The following is a 26,991-nucleotide window of genomic DNA, read 5'->3' on the forward strand; positions in this document are numbered from 1 at the left end:
ATTAATTTTAAAAAGCACCAATATGGATTCGTCGGGTGTGCTTGTGAAAAGTGCTGGCGTTAGAAATATTGGGAAGACTAACAAACTAAAAAAGAAAAGGATACCTTATGGAAAACACACAAAAAGAAAAACACTTAGATAGAGAAGTTGTTTCAAAACAAAAACTTCTAGAAGCAGGAACATATTTCGGACATAAAGCTGCTCAATGAAACCCAAAAATGAAACCTTACATTTATACAAAAAAAATGGGTACACACATCATTGACACACAAAAAACACAAAAATCATTACTATTTGCTTACAACTTAATTTTTAAATTTGCAGAAAACAATGCAAAATTCATTTTCGTTGGAACAAAAAGACAAGCTAAAAAAGCAGTTGAAGAACAAGCTTTAAGAACAAACTCAGCTTATGTTTCAGAAAGATGATTAGGTGGAACACTAACAAACCACAGAACAATTTCAAACAGTATTAGAAAAATGGAAGACTTAGAAGTTTTAGCAAAAAACAACTTCGAAGGTTACACTAAAAAAGAAGGAGTTCTAAAAGCTAAAGAACTTCAAAAACTACAAAAAAACCTAAATGGTATTAGAAACATGCAAGGATTACCTTCAGTAATGATTATTGCTGATCCTAAAAACGACATTATTGCTGTTCAAGAAGCAAGAAAAAAAGGACTTAAAGTTATCGGAATCATCGACACAGATACAGATCCAAACTTAGTAGACTTTGCTATTCCAGCAAACGATGACTCAACAAAATCAATTACTTTAATTTTAACAATTCTAGCTGATGCTATTGTAGTTGCTAAAGGTGGAAAAGCTCTATTTGCTTACCAAGAAGACGACAAAATCGTTTTACCAGAAGATCCAGTTAAAGAAAGAAGAGAATTTAACGGACAAAGAAGATTTGCAAACAGAGAAAACGCTCAAGAAAACAAAAAAGAAGAAAACAAATAATTAAACAATAAAAGGAGAAATATGTCACAAATTAACACAATGGCTCTTATTAAAGAATTAAGAGAAAGAACTGATGCTCCTATGGTTGATTGTAAAAAAGCACTTGAAGCTTCAGATTGAAACATTGAAAAAGCAATTGCTTGATTACAAGAAAACGGTAAAGCAAAAGCTGCTAAAAAAGCAGGAAGAATTGCTGCAGAAGGATTGGTTTATGCAGTTTCAAACAACAACAAAGCAGTTATTTTTGAAGTTAACTCAGAAACAGACTTTGTTGCTCAAAACAAACAATTTGTTGAATTAGTACAAGAAATTGGACAAATTCTATTAAATAACAAATTTGCTTCAAACGAAGAAGCATTAGCACTAAAAAATGCATCTGGAAAAAGCATTGAAGAATTAACAGTTGATGCAACAGCAACAATTGGAGAAAAAATTGCTTTCAGAAGAGCAGAAGCATTTGATATTGCGGCTGACCAAAAAGCTGGAGTTTATGTACATACAAACGGTAGAGTTGCATCTATAGTTTTAATTAACGGAGCTGATGAAGAAGCTGCTAAAAACGTTTCAATGCACGTTTCAGCTATGAACCCAGAATACACATTAGTTTCTGATTATCCACAAAACAAATTAGATGAATTAACACAAGAATTCGCTAAAGAAGTAAACGAAGATCCTAAAAACGCTTCAAAACCAGATAAAATCAAAGAATCAATGATCAACGGAAAAGTACAAAAAAAACTTGGAGAAGTTGTTCTTGAACTACAAGAATTTGTTATGGATTCACAATTCAAAGTTGCTAAATACTTAGAATCTAAAAAATCATCTCTAGTTAAAGCAATTCGTTTTGAAGTTGGTGAAGGAATTGAAAAACAACAAACAGACTTTGCTGCAGAAGTTGCTGCTCAAGTAGCTGAAGCTAAAAACAAATAAATCTGTTTAAAATAAAATCAAGAGAAATCTTGGTTTTATTTTTATATTAAGTGGTAAAATAGTTATTAAAGGTTGTTAAGTAATATGGAAATAGACAAAAGAATAAAAAAAGTTTTATATACAAGAGAATATTTAGAAAAAGTGATTTATGACTTGGCTCAATGAGTAAATGAAACATACAAAGACTCAAAAGATTTAGTTATAGTAGGTTTATTAAAGGGATCTATCCCTTTTTTAGCACAATTAATTAAAGACGTCAGAGTTGATCACATCATTGATTTTATGACCCTTTCTTCTTATCAAGGAGGACAAGAATCAACGGGTTCTGTAAAGGTTATCATGGATCTTGCTTATGATGTACAAAACAAAGATGTTTTAATTGTTGAAGACATAATTGATTCAGGAATCACAATTGAAAAAGTAGCTAATCTACTCAAAACCAAAAACCCAAAAAGTGTTAGAGTACTAACTCTTCTAAACAAACAAACAGGAAGAAAAACAGATTTTAATGCTGATAAATACGGAATTGATGTCCCTGATGCCTTTTTAGTTGGTTTTGGATTAGATGTAAAAGAAAAACTCAGAAATTTACCATATATTGGTATCTTTGATGAAGAAAAATTTGATGAATTATAGGAGTAAAAAATGCAAAAATTAGTAATCGTGGAGTCACCTAATAAAATTAAGGCAATCAAAAGCTATTTAGGTGATGAATATGAAGTTTTAGCTTCAGTAGGACACATTTATAAACTAAAAACAAGCGGGCAATTTGGTTTTGGAATAGACATGGATAACTGAGAACCGCTGTATTCTCAAGACACAACCAAAAAAGAAGTTATTAAACAACTTAAAAGTGCTGCTAAAAAAGCCGATTTAGTTTATATTGCAACCGACCCTGACCGTGAAGGAGAGGCGATTGGAGCTAACTTAGTAGAACTTTTAGGCGTGCAAAACAAATACGAAAGAATTAAATACAACGAGATTACAAAAGAAGCAATTCTAAACTCTTTAGAAGCTCACTTAAAAATTGATGAAAACCTTGTAAATGCTCAAAAAACAAGAAGAATGATCGACAGAATTGTTGGATTTAGACTTTCTAACTTGCTTGCTAAAAAAATATCTAATGCTCCTATTCAACCATCAGCTGGTCGTGTGCAATCTGTTGCTCTAAAACTTGTAATCGATAGAGAAGATGAGATTTTAGCATTTATTCCTAAAATTTACTACACACTCGAAGCAATTCACAACAAAAAAGTTTCTTTTAGCTACTACAATAATGAAGACAAATTCGAAGGAAATGCAGAATGAATCGCGCCTGAAAAAATTGAAAAAATTCTTTCAGAACTAAAAGGTGATTTAGTTGTTGTTGACAAAAACGAAAGAACAAGAACAGAAGCTAAAATTACTCCTTTCAAACAATCTGTTTTATTCAAAAAAGCAGGATTAGCAGCTTCAACAGTGCAAGATGCTCTACAAAGACTTTATGAAGGATTTGGTGAAAGCGGAGGGCTAATTTCATACCCAAGAACTGACTCAACGCGTTTAAGTGCATCTTTTGTGCAACTTGCTAAAAAATATGTTTTAGAAACATGAGGTCCTGAATATGTTTCAGCAACTGTTAAAGGTGATGCTGGAGATCAAGATGCCCATGAAGCAATCAGACCTACAAACCCTTACTTAACACCACAAAAAGCTCAAGAACAATATAACTTGAGTAGTACAGAATTAAAAGTTTATACTTTAATTTACAACACAACACTTCAAGCGATAATGGAACCGCCAAAAAGAACCATTGTGCGTTATGATTTAGAAAACAATGGACACAAATTCAAATATGCAACTTCAAGAATTGATTTTGATGGTTACTACAAACTTTTCAAAGAAGATGCTGAAAAAGAATTTTTAGACCCAGGTTATAAAATTGGTGATACAGTTTCAGTTGAAAAATACAAAGAAACAAAATCACAAACAAAACCTGTTCCAAGATACAACGAAGGAACATTAATTGAAAAACTTGATGAAATCAAAGTTGGTCGTCCTTCAACCTTTGCTTCAACAGTTAAAATTCTAAAAAACAGAAAATATGTTGAAACAGAGAACAAAGCATTAATTCCTACAGAATTTGGTAGAACCGTTTTATCTAAACTATTTGAATTAGATAAAGAAAGAAAAATCATCAACGAAGGTTATACAGCAGAAATTGAATCAGAACTTGACTCAATCGCCGAAGGTCAATCAGAATATAAAGAAACAATGACAACCTTCTGAACTCTATTTAGAGAAAACTTCGAAAACGCAGCTGAATCAACAGAAAAAACTGTTTTAGAAGTTGAAAAAGTTGGAGAACTTTGTCCAAATGACAATGCAGAATTAGTTTACAGATACAACAAAAAGAATGGACAAAGATTTATTGCTTGTTCTTCTTTCCCTGCTTGTCGCTTCCTAAAAGCTGATCCAAATGCTAAACCAGTTTTCAGAAGAAGATTCACCAAAAAAGAAGAATAATTACTCAAACACAGAAAAAAATCTCTCTGTGTTTGTTTTTTTGCAAAAAAATTAAGCAAATACTTGGAAAAAAATTATTATTTAGTATAATTCTAATAACTTTATTAAAACAAGAAAGGAAACTGAAATGAGAAACACATTTAATATTATTATTAAAATGAATAAACGTATTTTTGGCACAGACAAAACTACATGTGTTTCTTACTTTTAATTTCTTTTATAAACCATTTGCATTTTATAGATTAATATCCTTTATTTAGAAATTAGAAGTTAAAAGCTATTTTTAAATAAAGGATTTTTTTTATAGACATAGGAGAAAAAAATGAAAACGAAATTAAGTCTTAAAACTAAAACAATAATATCGGCTGCAGCAATCGCTTTAACTTCAGGTGCTGTTGTAGGTTCAATGTTTATTTATGCCAACAACTCTTCAGAGGTTAAAGGAAGAAATTCAGGACTAACAAAAAGTCAACTAAGTAATGACTACTCAAAAATTTACAATGATAAAAGAGAGCTAAATCCAGTTATTTCAATTGTAGATCCACTAAAGAAAAACAAGGTTGCTGATTTTGATTATGATACAAATACTTTTTGATTCGTTGAAAATTCATCAAAAAAATACTCATTTCAAGATTTCTTTTCAGAATACCACAAGCGTTATAATGAAAGCTTTGTTCTAGAAGTTAAATATGGTTCATTTAGCTTTTTTGATGAATATGTTTTAGCTGTACAACCAAGACAGTTTATTGATTTTACAAAATGATTCTTTGAAAATGTTTCTTGAGGTCCAGATTTAGTAACACTTGAAAGTTTTAGAATTGTTCCGGGAGTTGAGCAAAACGGTAACTCAATTACTTTAGGTTCACACTCAACACTACACAAAGAAGTTAGTGAAATTAAATTCTTCCCAGATGCTTTCTTCGGTTCTTTACCAATTTATTCTTCAGGAGCTGGACAAAGTAATGCAACAGATGCTCTAACTTATTCTTTCTTTAGAACAGAAGAACAAAAACCAGCTGTTGACGCTTTATTAAGTTCAATCCCTCTGTCAAGTGCACTCAAAAACTCAATTGGTGAAGGTTCAAACGATGCCTTTTTATCAATCATTAACCCTTCTAAATTTGATAAATTAGAGTTTTCGGCAATTGTACACAGAGATGTTGCATCATCACTAAAAGAATATGGTAGAGGAACACTATTATTTAAACGAGGAATAACAGAAGCTGAATTTAACCAAAAATTAAAAGACTACAACATTAAAGCTGACTCAAACATTTCTTATTCTAAACTTGAAAATGTTGTTGTTTCAAAAGTTGTTTCAGGCTACAACAATGGAAATGAAGCACTTGATTTAACACTACAAACAGAAAAAACAACAAAAGACAACCAAAAAGAAGAAGTTCTTTTCAGAATGACAAGTGGTGAGATTTCAGAAAAATGAAGACTTTCTTATGAGTTTTTAAAAGATATTGTTGATTCTCAATTAGTTCACTTTTTAGACTTCTATGACATTAAATCATACGAAAACAAAAACATTTTTGTTTACAAAGATAACACACAAACAAGATACTTCAGCTCAAAAATAGAAGCAATAAATGAAGTTGATGAACTTAAAAAATACAACGAATTATCACAAGATAAAAAAGATCAATTAGTTCAATATAAAGTAGAAAAACTTTCTGTAGAAAACAAAAAACTTATTGCAAACCTTGTTTCAGTTGCTGATGCAAATAAAAAAGAAACAATTGAATTTGAACTTAAAAAGACAGAAAATGAACTAAAAGAAAACTTCAATGAATTTAAAACAGCTTTAGGTTACAAAGGAGGAATCAATCCAATTGCAATTTCTTTTGGACCAGAAGATATCAACCTTAAAGATGAAAACAACAAACCACTTACAGGTTTAGCTGCTAGAAGATACCAAGTTTATGTTGAAGCTTATGATGGAATCATTGAAAAAGTAACTAAAAAATACCCACATTTACTCAAAAAAGTTACAGGACCTTACATTGATAAATTCCTTAATGATAAAGGATATTATGAATATAAATTAGCTTATGGAGAAAAACTTTTATTCCAACCTTCAGATAGAATTGGACTTCCTTTAGTTTTAGGTGCTACAATTGATAATTTCGAAGGAATTTCAACAGATTTCTTAAAATACGTTGCAGCTCATGAATACGGACACCATTTCACATTAGATCAAACACAAGCACTAAACACAAATGACAATGCGATTTTAGTTGGAGGTCTTTCAACTCGTGGAGGAATTAGTGAGTCTTCATATTACTCAGCAACAGCTCTAAAAAACTATTTAGATGCTCGTTCTAATTTAGAATTTGAAAGAGTTAATGTTTTAGGAGTTCCAAGTCCAAAAGGGCAATACATCAGATTTAAATTTATTAAAGAAGATGGAACAACAGAAACAGAAACATTCAAAGACATTTGAGGTTCTGATGACGAAAAAGCTTCTGTGTTTGAAATCACAGATAACCCAAGAAGAAGATTCTTACAAACCTTTTCAGGACTACAACAAGCTGCTAAATTGCGTGGTGTAAAACTTGGAGATCTATTCTTAGCAAACTCCTTTGATGAAAACTCAGGAACACTTAACCCTTCAATTAGTGGACCTTACAAATCATTTAAAAAAGAAGAAGTTACAAATGCAGATGGTTCAAAAACAACACACTACAGACTTGAAGAAAACACACCAGAAAATGTTTTAAAAGACATTAAAGACGGTCAAGGAAACTCTTTATATGATTTAATTACTTTTAACCCTGATGGTTCTTTCACAATTAATCCTTACAAACTAACAACAACAAAAGAAGGCGATAAAACCATTACAAAACTTCTTGAATTACCAAAAGTTTACAATGCAGATGGAACTCCTTACATTAATGTTCCTTTAAATGAACCGCTTGACAAACAAACAGTAGATTACATCAAAAAACAAGAAGAACTACTGAAAACAACTTTTGAAGCAATGATTTCCAGAAGATTCTTTGACAACGGTTGAAACAACTCAAGTACAAGTATTGGTGGAGAAATCAAATCAGGATTCCAAAGTTTCTTTGGAGAAAATGAACCAAAATTCGTCAAAGACAATCTCCTTTATAGAACTGAAGAAGCAGAAAAAAATCCACAATACAACGCTTCTGTTATGTCAAAAGACACAAAAAGAAAAGGACATGAGTACCACGTATTTAACAATAATACTCAATCAAATACCAATCTTGCACAGCAACTTCAAAGTCTTTTAGTTGCTGATCAACACTTTGCAACTTCAAGATACGCTCTTGCAACCCGTGGTCAAACAAACAACACTTGACTATTTAAAGAAGGGGATACAGAAACAGCATATAGTTTCCCACTGACACAAAACGGATTATTGTCTCAATCAATTAACTATTGAGAAAACCTTTCAAGAGTTAGAGAAATAGGAACAGATTTAGGAACACGTGTTTCAGGAAGAGTTCAAGTAGCACCTTCAGTAGCTATTGTTAGAGATGGACTTGGATTTGGTCGTTTATTACAAAACAACATAAGACAAAGAGTTAACAACTCAATCAACCACTTTTTAGCAATTGCTAAAAATGACAACTCACAAGCAACTGCAGAAGAAATCTTTGGACTCTTTACAAATAGCGGCTTAAGTCCAGAACAACTAAGACAAAAAGCTGCTGAGTTAATAAACAAAATTGTCTTTAACAAAAATGCTGCAAACCTCGAAAATGCCTCATATTCACTGTTTGATGCATTTAATGACTCTGTTTTAGTTGACTTCAAAACATCAGACAACAAAAACATCAAAACAGTTGGATTTAGTTCCTTTAAAGACTTATTAGAATTTGCTTCTATTGATTATTCAAAAGCAACATTAAGAGAAGTAGAAACATCTGAAACAGATAAACAAAATGCTATTTATGACTGAAATGTTGACTATGTAAAAACAAAATTTGATTTTGAAAAATTCAAAAAAGCAGCTAAAGCAAGCACAAACGCTAACTCAAAAATTGAAGACATTGATAGCTATGATGATCAAAAAATAGCAAATGAGCTAATGAAAAGATTCAGAAGATCTTCATACTTCTTAGCAACAAAAGATTTCAATCCAGCTACAGAACTTGCACAAAACTATGCAATTTTCTCTGAAGATTACGGAATCCAAATTGCAAACGAAGCATTTGCAGAAGGTTTAGCATTTGATATTAGCAAACTACATGCAAAAGACACAAGAACAAGATTTGATGCTGCTAAATTATTAGAAGCATTCAAAAAATACATTATTTCCTTTGTTGGACAAGAAAATTACGAAGCTGTATCACAACACCTAAACTCACAAGATCTTTACAGATTCATGGGAAATGTTATTGCTTGAAGAGACTTTGGGGTATTAACTACAGCAACTTTTGGAGACATTTATTTCAGTACCTTTGTTAACGGAGTTCCGACTGAGGATGTTATAAACTATAACCAAACAAGAATTGAACCTCTAATTAATGATAAATTTACAGACTATGTTTATAGTATTGCCGAAACTCTAACAAGGGATTATGTGCAAACAACATATGTTCCAAGTAGAAGCGATTTCCAAAACTTACCTAAATTCGTTTCTGGAATTAATGAAATTTCAACAGGACTTGATTATGTTGTTGATGCAACAAAATTAAGTATCTGAAACGACAGAGCAAACACTCAAATTAGACTAAACAACTCTATTTTCCTAGCAATCAGAGGTCAAAAATTTGATGAGTACTTAGAAAAAACTTACCCAATTTTCCTCAAATACTCAGCTAGAATTGAAAAAATTAGAGATGATGTTAGAGAACTTGCGATTGAATTAGATAAAGCAAAAGCAGAAAAAGACGAAAAGAGAACTGCAACACTTGAAAAAGCACTTCAAGACACAAGATTATCAATTAGTCAATACTCAGATCAAAGAATTAATGAAACAAAACCAATCAGAGAAAAAATCTTTGGAAACTTCAGTTCAATTTCAGTTTATTCTCAAAGAGAACAAAGAAACTCTTCATTCTTTGGAAGATTCATTTCCAAAAATAACGGATATTTCAAGGATTTAGGTCAAAAAGAAACAATCGATTCAAGGTTATATGATGACAATGGAGATGAAGTAGTTGATGACTCAATTAGACTATTAGATTTTGAAGGAAATAAAATTAATACAAGAGCTAAAGCTTTCTTTATATCACAACTTAAAAATTATGGAGTAGGTCACAGAAACGTTGCTGGGTTATTTAGAAACAAACAAAAAGACGCAATTGCCCTTTATGGATTTGTTAAAAATGAAACAGCAGCTAAAATCAAAAAACTGAAATTTACAGACACAGTTACAAAAGAAGTTAAATATCTTGATGTAAATATTTCTGACACAAACAACCTCTTCTATTTACAAAAACAAGCTGATGGTTCTTCTAAAAAAACACTAAAAGATTTAGGGTATTCATCATGAGTTTCAGATTATGCACTAATGGCAAAATACAGCGATACTCTGTTAGTTCCTAAACATAAATACTTTATTGAATTTGTTGATCAAGACAACAAATTAGTTGAAGGAATTGAATTAGGAGATATTCCTTCACTATCAGAAAACGGAAAAACAAACTCTCAAGCTTCAGTAAGAATAGAAAAAGATTCAGACAATAAAACAATTATTAATATTGATTACCAATTCAACATTACAGGATAGGAGATAAATGAAAAATACACTAAGAAAGGTAATTTTAGGTAGTTCAGCTCTGGCAATGCCACTAACAACACTGATTTTTGCTGCCTGTTCAAAAAGTGAACAACCGGCAACTCAATCATCTAGACAAGTCAGTGTTGATTATGATTTAGGACTAACTTCAGAACCTATCAACAACCTAAATTACATTCGTTATAAATCGATGGATAAATTACTTCCAGCCCTGATTGACCCTTTAATTAAGAGTGGACCAACAGCAAGCTTGAAATCATTGATCCACACAAATAACTTCAACTTCGTTTTAGTTGATACAAAGGATTCTAAAAACGATCAAGGTCAAGAATCAAGTAACTTTAACGATCTTTTCAAGCTTTCAAAAGAGCTAGAAGATAAAGATGGTTATGGACTTGTGCAAGCGAGCTACTACAACTTCTCATCAGCTTTTGAGCTTGTTGGAGGTATTGCGGCTTCATCACAAGGAGACATTGTTAGAAACGGTTCTTTCTATGCTTTTAGAAACCCTAAAAACTCAAACAACTACATGGCTCTAACAGCTAAAATCAACAACAAACTAAACCGTTGAAGCAATGGAGACTATATTTCAGCAAACGACGTTAGAGACTATTTAGAATACATTTTAGACATCAACACAGGTTCACAAAGACTTGATCAAATAAGAAAATTTGGAATCAGGGGTGCTGAAAGATTTATTGATGCTCAAAAAGAGTATTTACAAAAATTCAACACACAATACATCAACCCTTGAGGTAGAAGAAAATACATCAAAGACAAAGATGGAAACTTCATTCAAGATCCTGAACAAAAAGTTTGACAATCACAAGCCAAAGATGCAAATGGTAATCCAATGGATGATTCCAAAGAAGTAGAAGCAATCAAACAAGCTGCATTAAACTTTGGATTCTACACAGGGCAAATCTTTTTAGACTATTCAAACGAAGAAATTGAAAAAAACCTTGAGTACAACAAAGGTTTTGATTTAGAAACTAATGACAACCAAACTTTCAAAATCAAAACAGGAACAAACGCTAAAAACGAACCAATTTTCAAAACTGTAACTTTAGTTAAAAACGATTATCTAAACCCTTATCAAAAATTTATAATCAAAGACAACAAAATCGTTGCAAGCTTCAATCAAATTGCAAACTCTGAAAACGTTTTTACAGTAATTTTTGATGAAAACAGAACACCAAGCTTAAGTTTCTTAATTACTCAAATAATGACTAATTTATATCCAGCAAACAGAAAATACATTGAAACAGTTGCTGGAGGAATTGATAAATTCGGTTCAAACCCTTATCAATTCTTAACGAGTGGTCCTTTCAAAATGAATCCTAAAGAAGTTATTTTAGGACCTCAAGGTGAAATTAATCTTGAAAAAGATAAAGACTACTTTGATGCAACTAACACAATTTCAAACAAAATCAAAATCTATTTCTCAACTGATAGAAACATTAACTCAACATTCTTTGAAGATGGTTATATCTCTCAAACTTATATTCCAGCTCAAAAAATCAACAAATACTGATCAAATCAAGAATATAAAGATTATCTAAACAAAAATGTTGGTTATGGAACAATTGCTTTTGGATTTAACTTAGACGAAGAAACAAATGCTCAAAGCTACATTCAAGATCAAGACTTAAGAAATGCTATTTATTACTCAATCAACAGAGAAAACATTATTAAGTTTGTAGGATGAGACTTCTCATTCCCTGTTAACACCTGAACAGCTTATGGACAATACAAAACTGTTGACGGAAAAAACATTGAAACATTCTTCAGTGATCTACAAGCTTCAGCAAAAAATAATAAAGAATTTGCTGTACAAAACTATGATTATGTAGTGCATTTATCTAAAGGATACACCTTTGAAAAAACTTCTAGAGGTGACATTGCTTTTGATGTTGACACAGCACAATACTACATTAATCGTTTCAAACAAAAACACCCAAACCTAAAACAAGTTAAATTAACTTTCTTAAATAACTCAACAGATGAACAGAAAAAAGCTGGAACATTCTTAAAAGAAGCTGTAAAACACGCTTTTGGAGGATTTGTTGAAATTGAAGTTAAGAGCTTACCAGAAAACACCTTTGCTTCCTTTATTGAAACAGGAAAATATGATATTATTTACCAAAACTACGATAAAATCGGAGGGAATGGTGCTCACGACTACATCGCAGCCTTTTTCAGAAGAGATGAAATTGATAGCTTAATCCAAAAAAGCATTGGATTTAAAGACAACCCAGTTGGTTCATTTACTTATGCAGACTACATTGCTGATTTAGTACTTGAAAAACAACAAAAAACAAGAGAAGAAATTTTAGCTCCTTTAATCCAAAAAATAGTTGCTAAAATTAACTCAAATACAGGAATTAAGCAGGAATTCTACTCAATTAAAACAGAAGACGATTCCAAAAAATTAGACATTGTTAACTTCGCAAATAAATACTCAATTGACTTTGCAAAAGAATTTAGTGATGCTCAAGACGCTGATGCTAAATTACTATCTCAAAGACTAATTAAAGAACTTCTTGAAAGAGAACTAATTAGTAACAAAAACATCAAAATCGGAAGACTAAAAAGAGCATTTAACACTTATTTAGTAAGCAAAATGAGTGTTAAAGAAATTGCAGAATTAACAAAAGATACAGAAAAAAGACTGAAATTCGAACAATCAATTGATCACCAAAAATACCCAGAAATTAATTTCTGAGAAAAATTCATTGAACTTTCTCTACAAAAAGATTCAGAAACAACTTCTCAATACTCAAGTAGATTAAGTGCTTTCTTTTCAGCTAACTTTAGTCAAGAAGAACTAAAACAACAATGAAAAGAAACATTTGTGTATGTATTAATTGGTCATTTCGAAAAAATAGTTAGAGATGGTGCGTTTGTAATTCCTTTAATGGAAGTTGATACAAACTGAGAAATAACAAAAGTTGGAGGAGTAAGCTCTGTGTTTACTTTTGCTCTACAATATGCATATGATTTTACAAGACCACCTAAAGCTGGTTTACCAAGAAAGAGAGGATAGATGAAATTAATCAAACAAAAACAAGATAATAAAACTATTTATTTTGATAATAATGATATTTATTTCACAAACAAACGTACAGAAAAGAAAACAGTTGCTCAAAAAATTGTTTCTGTCGACTCTCCAGTTCTAAAATCATCATGAAAACTACTTAAAATTATTCTAGAATTCTTTTTAATTGGTTTTATTGTTATTTCCATCACATTCTTTTTAATCAACGCCGTTCCAGGTTCAAACAGTTTAACTGCAGGACTTGATGAAGCTGCAAGAAAAGCTGTAGAAGCTAAATACGGACTAAACCTTCCACTAATGCAAAGATATCTCAATTATTTAGGAGGCTTATTCAGGGGTGATTTTGGAATTTCTCTATCACTTTTCCCTGGACAAGAAATTAACTCCTTTATTTGAGAAAGATTCCTAAAATCATTCTATGTAGGGATTTTCTCTGTAGGATTGACTGTTTCAATCGGAATTTCTTTAGGGGTTTGAGTAGGTAAAAATCCTGGAGGATTTGTTGATAATGCTTCAACAGTAATGGTAAGTATTTTCTCTTCTATCCCTTCAATTATCTTTGCTCTATTATTAGTATTTTTAGGAAGATTAGTGGGTTTACCTTACATCTTCGATTCTAAAAACTTCTTAACATACATCCTTCCTGGACTTGCACTTTCTTTAGGAAGTATCATTGTTTATATTAAATACATCAGAACTGAGCTTAACAGAGAATTAAACTCAGTTCATGCGAAATTTGCTTATTTAAAAGGTTTATCAAAAAACCGTTTTGTTTGAGTGCATGCACTTAAACCATCACTATTCCCAATTGCAACATTCTTCCCTGCTGTAATCTTTGGTTCATTCTTAGGAAGTATCTTCATTGAACAAATCTTCTTTATTTCAGGGTCTGGAGCAATGCTTCTACAAGCTATCCAAACAAAAGACTACAATGTTGTATTGTTCTTAATTGTGATGTTCTCATTATTAACTATTGTTTCATATGCAACAAGAGATATTCTTTATGAATTAATCGATCCAAGAATCAGAAGAAAGGGTGCTTAATGTCGATCTTTAAATTTTTCAAAAAACCAAAGCCAAAAGATGAAATTGATGCAGAATCAATTTTACTGGCACCAAACGCTGTTTTGCAACCTTTCCAATATCAAGCTTGAAAAATAGTTGGTAAAACATTTGAGTACTCAAACGATACTCACATGAAACCAGAAACCAAAACATTCAAAGAATTTATTTACCGTTATTCAAATAACTTTTCAGGTGTTTTAGGTTTTATGATTATTACAACAATCATTCTTTTAGCACTTATTATTCCTTTTACAACTTTAGATCCAACAATTTCTGATGTTGAAAACCGTTATTTAATCTTTAACCAAAGAGACTCAAAGGGAATTTACCATATTTTAGGAACTGATGACACAGGAAGAGACTTATGAGCTCGTTTATGACATGGTCTGAGGTATTCTTTATCTTTAGCCTTTGTTGTTACTTTTATTGAGGTTATCATTGGACTAAGTGTTGGAATAATGATGGGTCAGTTTAATGTCTTTGACAAAGTGATGACCTTTATAATTAAAATTCTTTCTGTTGTACCAACAATTCTAATTTTGATTTTAATTACAATTGTTGCACAACCAACTTTCTGAGTTATTGCTCTTGCTCTTTCTTTAACCTCCTGAACAGGAATGGCAAACCAAATTAGAGCACAAGTAAAAAGAGCCAAAAACTTTGAATGAGTTGCTGCTTCTAAAGTTTTAGGAACACCAACAATCAAAATCTTAAGCAACTATGTTCCAGTTATTTTACCAATCCTAATTACTCAATTAGTATTTACAATTCCTGGAGTTGTTTTATCAGAAACTTCACTTTCATTTATTGGTTTAGCAATTGAAGATGTTCCTACATTAGGAAACTTAATTTCAGAGGGTCAAAAAACATTCCCAACTTATTTAAGATATGTTTTTGTTCCTTCAACCATTTTAGTCTTAATCACAACAAGTGTTCAATTAATTGGTGCAAGTGTACAAGATGCACTTAGAAGACAAAGATAGGAAAAAACTATGAATAAGATCTCTAAACATTTTAAAATTCTACACTCAAGAGCCAAAAGAAAATTTAACGATTTTAAAACAACACTAAAATCTAAAAAGAAGACTAAAAAAATTGCTAAAAAACACTTTAATTTTGCAGAGTTTTCCAAAAATGCAAAACTACAAAGCTTTGCAAACGGAACTGAATTAAAAGTTGCTGCAGAAATCAAAAACATTCATTTATCTTTCTCTAACCCTGCAAGACCAGGAGAGAAAAACAAAGTTTTAAGAGGTCCTTCAATCAAAATTTATGAAGGTAAAGTACATGCAATCATTGGTGAATCAGGAAGTGGTAAATCAGTTATTACATCTCTGCTTTATGGACTAACAGGAAACAATGCAATCATTGACTCTGGTGAAGTTTTACTTTATAACAACAATGTTGAAAAATTCTCACTAAAAGACTGAGAACGTTCTAACTTCCGTGGGCGTGTTGTATCTGCCGTTTTCCAAAACCCGATGTCAACACTAAATCCAACAATGAAAATTGGAAAACAAATCATTGAAGGAATGCTTTTAAACAAAATTGTTAATACTAAAAAAGAAGCTCAAGAAAGAGCAATTGAATTTTTAAGATTAACAAAAATTAACGACCCAGAAGCTGTTATGAAGCTTTATCCTCATGAACTTTCAGGAGGAATGATTCAAAGGATTGTTATTGCTGCTATTGTTGCTCTTGAGCCAAAAATTCTTGTTATGGACGAACCAACAACAGCACTTGATCCAACTGTACAAGCCCTTGTTTTAGATGTTATTAAATCACTACAAGAAAAACTAAAATTAGCAATTGTTTTTATTACTCACGACTTAGGAGTTGTTGCCTCAATTGCTGATTACATCTCAATTATGTACGCTGGACAAATCATTGAAGAAGGTACAAGAGAAGAAATTCTTAACTACCCACAACACCCTTATACTTGAGGTTTAATCTCAAGTATGCCCGATTTAAATAAAGGAAGAAGACTTGCCACAATTAGAGGAAGTGTTCCTTCTAATTTAAATAACATCCAAGGAGATGCTTTTGCAGTCAGAAACGACTACGCCCTTGGAAGAGACTTTCAAATCGAACCTGATTTTTACTTTGTATCAGATACTCACAGAGTAAAATCTGCTCTTTTAGATAAACAAGCACCTACATACGAACCACCAGAAGTTATAGCTCAATTATGAAAGGATTATTTAAATAAAAATGGAAAACAATCATAAAATTTATAGTGTCAAGAAATATCCTTTCGGAACAAAAAAGGTAGCTAGAAAAAACACAAAAGGTGTAGAGCAAATGCTTGAGCCAAAACAAGGCCAAGAAATCATTGCTACATTTAGAAACGTTGATATTTCTTATGGTAGTGGTTCAAAACAGTTTAGAGCTGTAAGTGATCTAAACTTAAACATCTACAAAGGAGAAGTTTTAGGACTTGTAGGAGAATCTGGTTCTGGAAAAAGTACAATCGGAAAAACACTTGTTGGACTTGTTCCTTATAGCTTTGGAGAAATCCAAATGCTTAACAAAACCCTTCCTAAAAAAATGCAAAGAGGACTAAAATTTGGTCAAAAACTGAAAGAATACAAAGAAATCGAAAATTTCTTAGTAAATAAAGTTCAAATGATTTTCCAAGACCCAGCAAACTCACTGAATCCACACAAAAACGTTGAAGCAGTAGTTTCTGAAGGTCTAATGAACACAAAGAACTCAAAAGAAATTTTCCTGTTTAACTTTGATCAAAATATTAAAAGAGAAATCTATTCTCTTTTAGAAAAAAATGACCAAAATAAAGGATTTTACGGGGAATTCGAAAAAGAATTAGACGCTAAAATCTCTTTAGACTCAAAAAGTGCTTACAGTGCTTTATATGAAGATTTACTAAACAAACTCACAAATGAAGAAATTAAAGCAAAACTTCAAGAATTCAAAGCTCAAAGAGACAAAATGTCTGAATTAAGCGAAAAAGAGTGTAGAAGAGAGCTTGTAAGAGATATTCTACAATCTGTTGGACTTGATGAAACTGTTTTAAGAAGATATCCACTTGAGTTTTCAGGGGGACAACAACAAAGAATTGGTATTTCTCGTGCTGTTGTTTTAAGACCTTCTTTATTAGTTGCTGATGAGCCAATTTCAGCACTTGACGTTTCTATTCAAGCTCAAGTAGTTAACATCTTTAATGAACTTAAAGAAAAATACGATCTAACCATTCTCTTTATTGCTCATGACTTAAGAATGGTTGAGTACATTTCAGACAGAATTGCTGTTATGAACAAAGGAAGATTATTAGAGGTTGGTAGCGCAGAAGAAATTATGAATAACTCACTCCACCCTTATACAAAAAGCCTTTTAGATGCTGTTCCTTCTATTTCAGGAAACAAAGGGAGTCTAATTGGTTATGTGTATGATATTAACATGCACCAATACTCAGAAACAAATCAACCTGAGTGAATTAAAATAAATGATGATCACTTCGTGTTAGGAACACAACAAGAAGTTGAGAATTGAAAGAAAGGAAACTATTAAAATATGAAAAAAACTAAGAAACTTTTATTTGCCCTTAGTCCAATAGCGCTTTCAACTGTTGCTTTAGCATCTTGTCAAAAAGTTGCTAAAACAGAACAAGAAATCGAAAAAGAAAAATATGAAAGTGAAAAAGCAAAATTAGCTACAAAAATTAACGACTCACAGTTTTTAAGTCAAGCTGAAAAAACCACTTTCACTACAAAACTAAATGAAACAAAAACTTCAACAGAAGTTGAAGTACTTAATTCAGAAGTTGACACAACAATTGCTCAAAATGAACTAAATATCTTTTTTGATCAAATTGAGGCACAAATTAATACATTCTTTACAAGGGATGTGGCTGAAAAATCAGAACTTAAAAACAATTTAACTGCTACACAAAGAACAAAAGAAGAGTTAGAAAAATTCAAAGCTACTGTTGATCAAAAAATCAAAGAACAAAAAGCAGAAGTTGAAGTTGAAATTAACAAACTTGAAACTGAAGCTAAAAAACAAGAATTTACTATAGAGCTAAACTCAATCGAAAACAACAAAAAGCTAGATGAACTTAAAGCTAAAGTTCTAGAACAAAGAAACACAGAATTTGTTGCTAAATTAGATGAATATAAAGCAAAAACAACAAAATACATCGAAGACAACTTCAACAAAAAAGAAACAATTGCTAAATTAAGTGAAGAAGTTCAAAGTGTCGATAGTTATGCAAAATCACTTGAATTTGATAAAAAACTAAAAGCAGCTCTTAAAGAAGATATCAGAGATACAGAATCTTCAAGATACTCACTACTTCAAGAATTTGATATCTACTCAACATTATTAGCAAATGATAAAAAAGAAGAATTTAACACAAGATTAGGTCAAAGACTCGAAATTGCTGATAGACCTCTTAATACTTTAGTTGAAGAACTTAAAGAAGCAGCAAGAACACCCCAGCCTTCTGATGAGCAAGTTGCTCAATTTAAAGCTAAAGTTTCTGAGTTAATAGGAACATTAGAAGAATCAACAGACGCTGAGAAAAAAGTGAAATCTGAACTAAAAACAGAATCACAAAAAGCAGATTTAACATTAGAAGAAGCTAAAGCACTTGCAAGAAAAGTTCTAGATCAATATCAAAAAGATGATAAAAAAATAAGAGCTTTAGCTCTTGTAAATGTTAATACAATCGAAAGATATGAACCAGGAACAAAAACTGAAACTTTAGATCAACTTAGAGAAGCTGACACTTTAGAAAAATTAAGAGAAGTTAGAAAAGTATTTTTAGCTAGAATTAATTCTCACAAACCTTCTCTGTTTACAAAAGCAGATGGTTCATATGATTATGATAAATTCTTTAGATCATCAGCTTACACTTCTACTGTAGTTTCTGAAACTAATCCTTTAGAAAAAGGAGCTACAAAGGTTAGAACTTCATACATTAGAAGCAGAAAAGAAGAATACAGAATCATTTCTGATTTAGCACCAAAAGTTGAAAGAGCTTACAAACAAAATGAAGAAGATATTAAAATCAAAAATCTTTTAATTGAACTTAAAAAAGAAGTTCTTAAGGCATTTTTCGAAGAAAAACCAGTTGGAACAGAAAAAGAATTGCAATATAAAGCAATTCTCTTTGGTGGAACAACAAACCTTCCTATAAGAGATAAAATTTCTAAACTACTTTATTCAATTGATAGAGCTATAATTGATGGATATTTCTATGAAGAAATGTATAAAATTCTTTCAGGGTATACAGTAGCAGAAAGAGCATCAGAAAGAGAAAATTACACTGTTTATGATCCTAAAGGTTTTCGTGATCAAAAACCTTTCTGATCATTTAGATACATTAAAGAAAATGCAGAAGGTCTAAAAAAACTTAGCTAATATGAAAACAACCAAAAAAGCATTTATTTTGCTTTTTTCTTATTCTTTGGTTTTATCATATTCGGCTTTATCTTCATGTCAACAATCCATAAAACCACAGAATGAGAAAGAAGCAAAAATATTTTCAAAAGAAGAAGATTTTGAAAACAAAAATCAAATTATTAATTTAAACAACTACAACAAATCAAAACAAATTTCACAGCAACAAAAAGAAAAAAACAAAATAAATACACAAACATACGATAACGCAAACAATCCACAAATTCTTTCTGAATTTTTAGTCGAACTAAAAGAAAATACAGAAATTTCTTATCAAGAATTTGTTGATAAACTCTTTTCATTGTTTAATGAAAACAACGATCTTAATTTCAATGATGCTTTAATTAAATTAGATCAATTAGGTTTTATCAATTATTATACTTATCAACAAAACATCAATCTTGATCTAAAAATTAGTTTAAATTTAGATCCTAAAAGAAAACTAGTTGCTTTTAGTTTTGCTATTAAAGGTAAACTATGACACATTAATCACTATGATGAAATAATACAAACCAAAAACGATATACTCAAATTTAACAAATAAACAAACAATATGCAATATATGAGGAAAAATGAAAAAAATTAAATCACTGAAAACAAAAGGGTTAATTGCAGCCGGAATCATTTTGGGATTATCTGCAGCTACACTAACTTCAATGTTTATTTATGCAAATAACTCGAATGAATCAAAAGGATATTCTTCAGGTCTAAAAGCTGAAGATTTTGATAATGATTACACAAAGATTTATGATCAAAATCGTAATTTAGTTTCTCAGTTATACATAACAGATCCATCTAAAAAACAAAAAGTAGGTTCTTTAAACAAAGAAGGAACTCTCTTTTGATTCAATGAAAATGAATCAAAAAAGTATGACTTTGATCAATTCTTTAATGAATACTACAAACGTTATAATGAAAGTTTTATTTTAGAAGTTAAATATGGTTCATTTAGTTTTTACAATGAATATGTTTTGGCGCTAAGACCAAAACAATTTATTGAGTTTTCTAAGTGATTCTTTGGAAATGTTGCTTGAGGACCTGATTTATTAACTTTAGATTCCTTTAGAATAGTTCAGGGAGTTGAGATGAATGGTAATGCTATAACTCTTGGTTCTCACTCATCTCTAGATAAAGAACTAAATGAAATTAAGTTTTTCCCAGATGCCTTTTTTGGTTCACTTCCGATTCACTCCAATTTAGCTGGAGAAGGAAATGAAACCGATTCACTGAGTTATTCTGTATTTAATGACAATCAGTCTTATCAAGATTTAGTTGATTTTGTTAACACAATACCAACTTCAAGTTTAATTTCTAATTTTATTGACTCAAGCACAAACCGTTCCTTTTTAGATCTACACTTACCAAAAAGACTAATAAACAGAGAATTTATTAGTGTATTTTCTAAAAGTGCTCTAAAGCCTATTTTTATCAAAAAAGACACAACAAAAGAGCAATTTGATGCTTTAGTTTCTAAATATAAACTAAACAAAGATGATTTTGATTTTGACTCAAAACAAAACATCAAAATTTCTGCAATTGAAACAAAGATTTCTGAAAGTGGCGAAGCCATTTTAGAACTCAAATACACAGACCAAAATTCTGATCAACAGGAAATTAAGTTTTTAGAAAGTGAACTAAAAGCAATTTATCAAATAAGTCTTGATCAATTTGCTCAGGAACTTAATTCTGAAGTTATTAATTTCTTAGATTACTACGGAATTAATTTTGCTCAAAATAAAGAAGTTTTTGTGTATGAAGATGATCAACAACTTGTCTTTTTTAAGGATAAAACAGAAGCATTAAATGACTTTGAAGCCCTAAAAAACTACAATGAACTTACAAAGGAACAAAAAGAAAAATTAAGCAAATGATTAATTAAATCTCTGAAAGTTCAAGATGGTGTTTTAATTATTGAACTTTCAAATGATAATGCTCAAAAAACAATTAAATTAGATGCCTTTAATTTAAGTCAAAAAGATGCTCAAACATTCGAGTCTCTAAAACAAGCAACTTCATATAAAAGAGCAATTAATCCAATTGCTATTTCTTACAGCCCTGAAGACCCAAATGCCCTTGATTTAAATGGAAACAAACTAGAGGGTTATAAAACAAGAAAATATCAAGCTTATGCAGAGGCTTATCCAGGCTTAATTGAAAAAGTTTCACAGAAATATCCACATCTGCTTAAAAAGCAAAATGGTGCTTATGTTTCTAAAAAATTAAACAAAGAAGGATTCTACGAATTCGAACTAAAATACGGGGATTATACAGGTTTTAGTTCAAGTGACAGAATTGGATTGCCTTTAGTTTTAGGTGCTTTAAGTGATAATTTTGAAGGTATTTCTACAGACTTCTTAAAATATGTTGCAACTCATGAATATGGTCACCATTTAACTCTTGAACAAAATCAAGCACTAAACAACGATCAAAATGCTTTAGTAGTTGGAGGAATAGTTACAAGAAGCGGAATCGGAATCAACTCTTATTTTGCGCAAAGCGCTCTAGAAAACTACTTAAAAGCAAGAACAAATCTTGATTTTCAAAGAGTTAATGCTTTAGATGTTGAGAGTTCTAAAGGTCAATTTATTAAGTTTAAATTTAAAGACTCAAATGGTGATTTTGTGACTGAAAACACAGCAGATGTTTGAGGTTCTGATAATGAAAAAGCTTCAATTAGTGAGCTTGCTGAAAACGAAAAAAGAAGGTTTTTACAGACCTTTAAAGGGATGGAAGAAGCAGCAAGACTAAGAGGAGTTAATCTTTCTGATCTCTTTATTGCAAACTCATTTGATCATCACTCTGGCACAATCAACCCAACAATTAGCGGTGATTTTAAGGTCTTTAAACTAGACTCTAACTCAAATGAATATGCTATTTCTAAAGTTGATGTTAAGTCCATTATTAGCTCACTAAAAGATGGAAAAGGCAATTCTTTAGAAAATGCAATTATTTGAAAAAATGATGATGATTTTGATGTTAATGCAGTTAATGTGACTTTAGATGTTGAAGATGGAAAAATAGTCCAAAAAGCAATTAGTTTCAACTGATTTAAACAGGATTCAACACCAGTTTTCAATGTCGCTCTAAATGAACCTTTAGATGCTCAAACAATTGAGTTTATTAAACAACAAAATCTAAAACTTAAAAACTATTTAATGTCTGTTATAGTTAAAAAAATAACAGAAAATGGTTGAAATAGTGCTGACAGTAATTTAGGAAATAAAGTTTCTACAGGCTTTAAAACCGTTTTAGGTGATGTTGATCTTAAAACTTTAGAAACAAATTTAATTAACAGAAATAATCCAGAAGAAAAAGATCCACAATACAACGGAATTCCTGGTGATCAAAACCCAAGAAAAGCAAATGAATACAGTGCAATTAGTGCTAATTCTTCTGTTGCAGAGCAGTTATTAAACATTTATAAAACAGCAGCAAGCATCAAAAACTCACCACAACAAGCTTCCGTTTTAATCGGACAACTAAACAGCATTTTTGCCTTTGTAGACAATGACAAAAACATCACAAATTCCTTTAGTTTCCCTGATGTTTCAAACACAATCAGAATAGGAACTGGAGCTGCCTTTGAAAACTTAAGTGAGATCTATAAAACTCAATCAACTTCTGATTTATTAAAGAGAATTGAAAAGGTTTTAAATGCATATTACTCAGGTAAAGCACAGATTAATCCAGCCTTTGTGTTTATTGAAAAAATGATTGGTTTAAACACAGAAGATGATGAACCTAATTTATTAGTTTTTGTTGATCAAAACAATGTAGAAATTAATCCTGCAGAGATCAAACAAATCCTTAATTCTTCTTTAGAAAACAAAAAGGAATTATTAGAACAAAAGATTAAAAAAGTCGCTTTTGCAACAAATTCTAAAGTGTTTGATAGTCATCTAAATAACTCACTTTATGCAGCGTTTAGTGATTCTATTAAGACAGAAATAACAGACACAAATGGAAAAACTTCAACAAGCATTGTGTTTGATTCTCTAGAAAAACTATATCAATTTGCTTCAATTGATTACTCAAAAGCAACTGTAAGTGCTAAAAAGAATCCTAAATCTAAATTTGATGTAGAAGTTAATTGAGATATTGATTATGTTAAAACAAAATTCGACATAGACGCATTTAGAATGGCTTTCTTTGGAGATCAAAAACAACACGAGCAAGCTAGAGCAATTGTTTTATTTGCTTCAGAACAACAACTTGCAAATGAAATTATGCTTAGATTTAGAAATTCTAATTATTTTATGGCGCTAAAAGATTTCAATCCAGCCACAGAAATGGTGCAAAATCAAGCTATTTTCTCAAAAGAATTTGGTATTAACATCAATAACAAAATCTTTTTAGAATCCTTTGATTACAACTTGGAAAACAAAGAACTCAAAAATAATCAATTTGATCCAAAACAATTGCAAGATATCGTTAAAGATTTTGTTAAAAATCTTATTGACACAAAAGATCAACAAGCAATTATAAACTCACTAAACTCTCAAGATCTTTACAGATATATGGGAAATATAGTGACTTGAAGAAACTTTGGAATGCTCAATTCACCTTCAATTTTAGATGATTATGTTATTTCTAATTTCAATGCAGCAGTACCTTCTGATGATGTACTAAATTACTCACTAACAAGAATTGAACCTTTATTAAACGATAAATTTAGTGACTATATTTTCTCTATTTCAGAAATTTTAACAAGGGATTATGTGCAAACAACTTATGTTCCTTCAGATGCTGATTTAGGTGGAATGCCAAGCTTTTTATCATCGCTCAACGAAAAAACTTCAGGTCTTGTTTATGTAGTAGATGCAACTAAAATCGACAAAATCAATAAATCTTTAATTGATCTCAAAAACTTTAGATTCGGAGTTTTTGATGCAATTAAAGCTAAAAGAAATACAGATTTTATTGGCTCAAAATTTGATGAATTAATGGAAAAAACAGAAAAAGCTTCACAACTTGACACACAGATTTTAATTATTAACCAACAAATTCAATTCAATGATTTTATGGACGAAGAAAACAAAAAAAGCGAACAAGAAATTCAAGAGTTACAAAAACAAAGAGAAGATCTACAAAAGCAACTTAAAGATCTTGAAGTTGATTTAGAGATTCAAACAAGAAAAAGACTGTTTGGAATCTTTGGTTCAAGTGCTGAAAAAGTTTTAAGTCAAGATAGCGAAAGATCTTCTTCATACTTTGGAAAATTCATCACAAACAGCAATGGTTTTTTTAGAGATCTAGCTCAAAAAGAAATCATTAATCACTCAATTTATGATCAAAACAGAAATGAAATTGTTGATGATTCAATTAGAATCACAGACTTTGAAGGTAATAAAGTAAACACAAGAGCAAAAGCTTTCTTTATTTCGCAAATGAAAAACTTTGGTGTTTCACAAAGAAACGTTTCAGGAATTTTTAGAAACAAAAAACAAGATACAGTCGCGATGTATGGTTATTTAAAAAACGAAATAGCCAATAAAGTTGCCAAAATCAAATTTGTTGACACTAAAACAAATGAAGTTAAGTATCTAAAAGTTAATATAAAAGATACAAATAATTTATTTTATCTACAAAAACAAGGTGATCCGAATTCTAAAATAACTTTAGAGCAAATGGGTTATTCTTCATGAGTTTCTGATTATGCTCTAATGGCTAAATACAGAGATGCTTTATTAGAACCAAATCACCAATATACAATGGAGTTTGTAGATGAAAACAACAACTTTGTTGCTGATTTTGAATTAGGTGATTTAAGTCATATTTCTGAAAACGGAAAAACAAACAAACAAGCTCCTATTTCAATTGAAAAAGGACAAAATAACAAAGCGATTATCAAAGTTGATTTCCAGTTTAACATTAATAACTAAAAGCAAATAGCAGTATTATTCTGCTATTTTCTTTTTGGTTTGTTTTAGTTGCAGAATTCAAACCTCCAAAAACTAAAATACAGAAAATTTCACTTATGAAACAAGAATTTTATATAATTAAATAAAGGAGAATGATGAGAATAAAGGTAACTAAAGAGAATTTTGATGACTACATAATTTTTTCAATTTTTAGCTCAAAATATTGAGATAAATTTGTTCTAGAAGGTTCTAGAGCGCTAGATGTTTTGTCTGATGAAAATTTAGTATTTAGAGTTTTAGATGATATTGATATTAATGCTGATGATAACCCGAATATTGAAAAAATCTTTAGAGATATTTTTAGAAATAACAAAGACATTGAAATTAGCTTTAGCGAACTCAAAAAAAGAACAAATAACAGCGAATCACTCTTTTACAACGTTTTAATAACTTACAAAAAAGAGCTAAAAACTAATATTGATTTTACACTGGAAACAAAGTCTTTTGATAAGGTTATTAAAGAGAAAATCCTCTTTAATAGAAAAATTAAAATTCAAACTTATGTTATAGAAAAATATCTTGCTAACAAAATTATAGCTTCTTGAAAATACAAAGAAAACACAAAAAGAGAGAAAACTTTATTTGATGTTAATTTTATTGTTTCTAATTTTGATATAGATTACTTAAAATTCATTAAATATTACAATTATATGAATGCTAAAAATATTAAAATAAAGGATTTAGTGGATGATTTGATTAAATTCTATCAATTAAGCAGCCTTAATTTAGAACATTTAAATGAAGAATTAAAGATCTATTTAAATGAATTTTATACAAAAACAATAGTCGCCAATATACTTGATTCACTCAATAAAATAAAAACAGAAATTGAAAAATTTTAAAGGAGAATGATGTTTAAAATATTGTACTATACAGACGAATACGGAATTAAAAGACCTTTAGCATACAAAGATATGCAACCTAAAGCAATAATAAAAAAATACGCAAAAGAAGAATTACAAAATGAAATTAATTTAGAATTTTTAGATGAAAATAAAGGGATTTTGTTCTATATTAGCGACATTGAATTTGAAGAAAAATTAAGCACTTTGAAAAAGAATCAAATCGATAATTTGATTGTATTTTATATCCCTTATTTAAATAATGAACTTAAAGAATTAGATAAATATGATAAATTCTTTATGCACTTTTGAATTTTAAAACAAGTAGCAAACAACATGATAACAAATTATGATTACAAAAAATCGGTTGATTACATTGAAAACTTTGATAAAAAAGAGATTCAAAAAGTAAGAGAAATTTATGATATTTATGCCAATGAAATAATTTACAAAAACTATCTAAAATATAAATGAACCATTCAAGATAAGTGATATATCGATTTTGAAAAAACAATTGAAACAAACAAAAATATAAAACTTGATGTTTGAGATTTAGATTAAAAGAAGGAGA

The 26,991-nt window shown here is 30.3% G+C and carries 15 protein-coding genes; all 15 read left to right on the top strand.

What is annotated here, in order from left to right:
* Positions 1-107 precede the first annotated feature (107 nt).
* Positions 108-959, top strand: coding sequence for a 30S ribosomal protein S2 (rpsB, locus tag JV122_RS02075; protein ID WP_205842858.1), 852 nt, complete (start codon positions 108-110; stop codon positions 957-959).
* Between the two features lie 21 nt (positions 960-980).
* The gene (gene tsf / locus JV122_RS02080; protein WP_205842859.1) at positions 981-1,889 is read left to right on the top strand and encodes a translation elongation factor Ts; all 909 of its coding nucleotides are present in this window, start codon (positions 981-983) and stop codon (positions 1,887-1,889) included.
* Between the two features lie 84 nt (positions 1,890-1,973).
* The gene (hpt, locus tag JV122_RS02085; protein WP_205842860.1) at positions 1,974-2,525 is read left to right on the top strand and encodes a hypoxanthine phosphoribosyltransferase; all 552 of its coding nucleotides are present in this window, start codon (positions 1,974-1,976) and stop codon (positions 2,523-2,525) included.
* Between the two features lie 9 nt (positions 2,526-2,534).
* Positions 2,535-4,394, top strand: a complete 1,860-nt coding sequence (gene topA / locus JV122_RS02090; protein ID WP_205842861.1) for a type I DNA topoisomerase — start codon at positions 2,535-2,537, stop codon at positions 4,392-4,394.
* A 322-nt stretch (positions 4,395-4,716) separates the two neighbouring features.
* The gene (locus tag JV122_RS04985) at positions 4,717-10,104 is read left to right on the top strand and encodes a PDxFFG protein (RefSeq protein WP_205842862.1); all 5,388 of its coding nucleotides are present in this window, start codon (positions 4,717-4,719) and stop codon (positions 10,102-10,104) included.
* A gap of 7 nt (positions 10,105-10,111) precedes the next feature.
* Complete coding sequence (locus JV122_RS02100) at positions 10,112-13,159, top strand: ABC transporter substrate-binding protein (protein ID WP_205842863.1); 3,048 nt, start codon at positions 10,112-10,114, stop codon at positions 13,157-13,159.
* The gene (locus JV122_RS02105) at positions 13,160-14,215 is read left to right on the top strand and encodes an ABC transporter permease (RefSeq protein WP_205842864.1); all 1,056 of its coding nucleotides are present in this window, start codon (positions 13,160-13,162) and stop codon (positions 14,213-14,215) included. It begins immediately after the preceding gene.
* Entirely contained in the window at positions 14,215-15,219 is a 1,005-nt protein-coding gene (locus JV122_RS02110; protein ID WP_205842865.1) for an ABC transporter permease, read from the top strand. The genes JV122_RS02105 and JV122_RS02110 overlap by 1 nt, the downstream gene beginning before the upstream one ends.
* A gap of 9 nt (positions 15,220-15,228) precedes the next feature.
* A complete protein-coding gene (locus tag JV122_RS02115) occupies positions 15,229-16,464 on the top strand; it encodes an ABC transporter ATP-binding protein (RefSeq protein WP_205842866.1) in 1,236 nt (411 codons plus the stop codon).
* Positions 16,448-17,764 carry an ABC transporter ATP-binding protein gene (locus tag JV122_RS02120; RefSeq protein ID WP_205842867.1) on the top strand — a complete coding sequence of 439 codons (1,317 nt, stop codon included), beginning with the start codon at positions 16,448-16,450 and terminating at the stop codon, positions 17,762-17,764. Before JV122_RS02115 ends, JV122_RS02120 begins: the two co-directional genes overlap by 17 nt.
* A gap of 3 nt (positions 17,765-17,767) precedes the next feature.
* Positions 17,768-19,618, top strand: coding sequence for a hypothetical protein (locus tag JV122_RS02125; protein ID WP_205842868.1), 1,851 nt, complete (start codon positions 17,768-17,770; stop codon positions 19,616-19,618).
* A gap of 1 nt (position 19,619) precedes the next feature.
* Entirely contained in the window at positions 19,620-20,201 is a 582-nt protein-coding gene (locus tag JV122_RS02130) for a hypothetical protein (RefSeq protein ID WP_205842869.1), read from the top strand.
* Positions 20,202-20,229: 28 nt separating this feature from the next.
* Positions 20,230-25,539 (top strand): PDxFFG protein, encoded by a 5,310-nt coding sequence (locus tag JV122_RS04990; protein WP_205842870.1) that lies wholly within the window; start codon positions 20,230-20,232, stop codon positions 25,537-25,539.
* Between the two features lie 134 nt (positions 25,540-25,673).
* Positions 25,674-26,420, top strand: a complete 747-nt coding sequence (locus JV122_RS02140) for a hypothetical protein (protein WP_205842871.1) — start codon at positions 25,674-25,676, stop codon at positions 26,418-26,420.
* Positions 26,421-26,429: 9 nt separating this feature from the next.
* On the top strand, positions 26,430-26,981 hold the full coding sequence (locus JV122_RS02145; protein WP_205842872.1) for a hypothetical protein: 552 nt from the start codon (positions 26,430-26,432) through the stop codon (positions 26,979-26,981).
* The last annotated feature ends 10 nt before the right edge of the window (positions 26,982-26,991 follow it).

The organism is Mycoplasma procyoni (genome assembly GCF_017052595.1).
Taxonomy (GTDB): domain Bacteria; phylum Bacillota_I; class Bacilli_A; order Mycoplasmatales; family Metamycoplasmataceae; genus Mesomycoplasma_A; species Mesomycoplasma_A procyoni.